Source organism: Streptomyces phytophilus, assembly GCF_013870535.1.
Lineage (GTDB): Bacteria > Actinomycetota > Actinomycetes > Streptomycetales > Streptomycetaceae > Streptomyces > Streptomyces phytophilus.
This window is the reverse complement of the sequence record NZ_JACBXC010000647.1, coordinates 1-3,405: the sequence shown is the minus strand read 5'-3', so window position 1 is coordinate 3,405 and position 3,405 is coordinate 1. Positions and strand designations below refer to the sequence as shown.

At 71.0% G+C, this 3,405-nt stretch carries 3 protein-coding genes and 1 pseudogene; 3 read left to right on the top strand and 1 reads right to left on the bottom strand.

Features of this window, described 5'->3' with window-relative positions:
• The 3 genes and pseudogenes from H5J30_RS22890 to H5J30_RS22880 form a co-directional block, all read left to right on the top strand.
• Nucleotides 1-576, top strand: a pseudogene (locus H5J30_RS22890) (hypothetical protein); the annotation flags it as partial.
• 84 nt (nucleotides 577-660) lie between these two features.
• Nucleotides 661-1,308: a peptide deformylase gene (gene def, locus H5J30_RS22885; protein ID WP_181789268.1), complete on the top strand. Its 648-nt coding sequence runs from the start codon at nucleotides 661-663 to the stop codon at nucleotides 1,306-1,308.
• Between the two features lie 179 nt (nucleotides 1,309-1,487).
• Entirely contained in the window at nucleotides 1,488-2,222 is a 735-nt protein-coding gene (locus H5J30_RS22880; RefSeq protein WP_181789267.1) for a D-Ala-D-Ala carboxypeptidase family metallohydrolase, read from the top strand.
• A gap of 112 nt (nucleotides 2,223-2,334) precedes the next feature.
• On the opposite strand, the gene H5J30_RS22875 is transcribed toward H5J30_RS22880, so the two are convergent.
• Nucleotides 2,335-3,360: a ribonucleotide-diphosphate reductase subunit beta gene (locus H5J30_RS22875; protein WP_181789266.1), complete on the bottom strand. Its 1,026-nt coding sequence runs from the start codon at nucleotides 3,358-3,360 to the stop codon at nucleotides 2,335-2,337.
• Nucleotides 3,361-3,405: the final 45 nt, after the last annotated feature.

Here is a 3,405-nt window from a genome sequence, read left to right as displayed (position 1 = left end):
CTGTCGCCGGAGGGCGAGGCGGAGGTCGTCTGGGGCCGCCGGCTGGACCCGGCGCGGATCGAGGTGCAGAGCATCCCGCTGCCGTCGTCGGGGCGGCGCTGGGGCGAGGTCGTCCTGCACGACGGGGTGCCGCACGGCGAGCGGGCCACCCTGGCGGGTCCCTCGTACCCGGTCTTCGACGAGATAGAGCTGTGGGCGCCGTCGCCGGTGCCGACGTGGGTGGTGCTGCTGGAGGCGGCCACCGAGGCGGACCGGGATGCCGTCGAGCTGCTGGCGGCCGAGGCGGGATACGCGGCCGAGGACTGGTCGTCGTCGGTGCGGCTGCTCTGCCGCACCTGCTCGGAGAGCTGCATGCCCAGCGCCGAGGGCTCGCTCCAGGCGACCCTCGACCCGCACGACCACAGCGAGCCGGGCCAGCCCGGGCCGCTGGTGCACCGCACCGAGGACGGGCTGTGGGTGCCGGAGCGGGAGTGCGGGATAGCCGCGCCCGCGTCGCTGGTGCGCGGGCTGCTGGAGAGCTGGGCCGCCGACAGTCCGGACACCCGGGACTGGCGGGATCTGGAGGAAGTCGTCTGAGGCTGTCGGAACCTGGCCGTACCCTGGACTCCGGTCTTTACATGAAGCTCATGCGGGCGGGAACCAGGAAGGCGTACGGCGAGGATGACGCAGCAGGCGGAGCAGCAGCAGGCGGGGCGGGAAGCGGAGTCGCCGGACGTGTTCCTCGACGACGTGACGGACGCGGAGGCGCGTGAGCAGGCGGCCCGCGAGCGGGGCACGGTCAGGCCGATCACGGTGGTGGGCAATCCGGTGCTGCACCGCGAGTGCCGGGACGTCACGGAGTTCGACGACGGGCTGCGGAAGCTCGTGGACGACATGTTCGCCAGCCAGCGGGCGGCGGAGGGCGTGGGGCTCGCGGCCAACCAGATCGGCGTCGACCTCAAGGTCTTCGTCTACGACTGCCCGGACGACGACGGCGCACGGCACGTGGGCGCCGTGTGCAACCCCGTGCTGGAGGAACTGCCCGCCGACCGCCGCCAGCTCGACGACGGCAACGAGGGGTGCCTGTCCGTCCCCGGCGCGTACATGTCGCTGGCCCGGCCGGACTTCGCGGTGGTGAGCGGCCGGGACCTCGACGGCAACCCGGTCCGGGTGCAGGGCACGGGCTACTTCGCCCGCTGCCTGCAGCACGAGACGGACCACCTCCACGGGCGGCTCTACATCGACCGGCTCTCCAAGCGCGAACGCAAGGACGTCATGCAGCAGATGGCGGAGAACACCCCGCGGTACGAGACCGTCCCCAACGACTGACGCCGCCCCCGGCCTGCCCGTACGGCCGCCCGGCCCGCCTCCGGCGGGCGCCGTGACCGCCGCCTCTTGCGCGGCGGTTACGGCAGTGGTCGAGACCACTGGCGCCCGGCCGGTGCGTTGACCGCGCGCCCGGCGCACGCGAGGCTCGGAGCCCCCCATTCGTACGGCACGGAGGTCCGATGCTCAGACGTACGGTCAGACTCATCCTCACCATTGTCATGATCGCGGCGGCCGGGGTCGTCGGCACGGTCGCGACCGCCGGCACCGCGCAGGCGGACTCGTGCTACACCTGGAACCGCACGCTCAAGGAAGGCATGTCCGGCTCCGACGTCACCCAGCTGCAGATCCGGGTGGCGGGGCACGTGACGTCCGGCGAGATCCTCGCCGTCGACGGCAACTTCGGCCCGCGTACCAAGGCCGCGGTCGCCAAGTTCCAGAGCGCGTACGGGCTCGCCTCGGACGGCGTCGCGGGTCCCAACACGTTCAGCAAGATCTACAGCCTCCAGGACGCCGACTGCACACCCGTGCACTTCACCTACGGCGAGCTGAACAAGTGCAACTCCACCTGGGGCGGTGGTGCGGTCTCCGCGGCGACAGCCAAGGAGAACGCCAAGCGCACCATGTGGAAGCTGGAGGCGATGCGGCACGCCCTCGGTGACGTCCCGATCAACATCAGCAGCGGCTTCCGCTCCACGTCGTGCAACAGCGCGGTCGGCGGCGCCTCGAACAGCCAGCATCTGTACGGCACGGCGGCCGACCTCGTCGGCTCACCGTCGTTCTGCCGGCTGGCCCAGCAGGCGCGTACCCACGGCTTCGGCGGGATCCTCGGTCCCGGCTACCCGGGCCACAACGACCACACGCACGTGGACGGCCGGTCCTCCCGCTACTGGTCCGCTCCCTCCTGCGGCATCTGACCGCCGGAGACCGTAACACCGCAGCACCGCGGCACCCGCGGCAACGGCGCCGCGGCAGCGAGCAGTCGCCGGCCGGACCCGCCCCCCGCGGCGGGTCCGGCCGGCGCCGGGCTCAGAACTCGTCGTCGAACGCCACCGAGCCCTCCACCGCCACCTGGTACGCGGACGGGCGGCGCTCGAAGAAGTTCGTCAGCTCCTGCACGTCCTGCAACTCCATGAACGCGAACGGGTTCTGCGACCCGTACACCGGCTCGAAGCCCAGCCGGAGGAGCCGCTGGTCGGCAACGCACTCCAGATACGCGCGCATCGAGTCGGTGTTCATCCCCGGCAGGCCCTCGCCGCACAGGTCCCGCGCGAACTGCAGCTCCGCCCGCACCGCCTCGTCGAGCATGTCGCGCACCTGCCGCCCCAGCTCCTCGTCGAAGAGGTCCGGCTCCTCCGCGCGGACCGTGTCGACCACGGAGAACGCGAAGTCCATGTGCATGCTCTCGTCGCGGAACACCCAGTTCGTGCCGGTCGCGAGCCCGTGCAGCAGGCCGCGGGAGCGCAGCCAGTAGACGTACGCGAACGCGCCGTAGAAGAACAGGCCCTCGATGCAGGCGGCGAAGCAGATGAGGTTGAGCAGGAAGCGGCGGCGGTCCTCCCTGGTCTCCAGCCGCTCGATGTTCTCCACGGAGTCCATCCAGCGGAAGCAGAACTGCGCCTTCTCGCGGATCGACGGGATGTTCTCCACGGCGGCGAACGCCGCGGTCCGCTCGTCCGGGTCGGGGAGGTAGGTGTCGAGCAGCGTCAGATAGAACTGGACGTGCACGGCCTCCTCGAAGAGCTGGCGGGAGAGGTAGAGGCGGGCCTCCGGCGAGTTGAGGTGCTTGTAGAGCGTGAGCACCAGGTTGTTCGCCACGATCGAGTCGCCGGTGGCGAAGAACGCCACCAGCCGCCCGATGAGGTGCTGTTCGCCCGGCGAGAGCCTGGCGAGGTCGGAGACGTCGGAGTGGAGGTCGACCTCCTCGACGGTCCAGGTGTTCTTGATGGCGTCCCGGTAGCGCTCGTAGAAGTCCGGGTAGCGCATGGGGCGCAGGGTCAGCTCGAAGCCGGGGTCGAGCAGGTTCTTGGCTTCGGTGGCGGTGGTCACTGGCATGCCTCGCAGGTCTCGGGGTTCTCCAGGGAGCAGGCGACGGCGTCG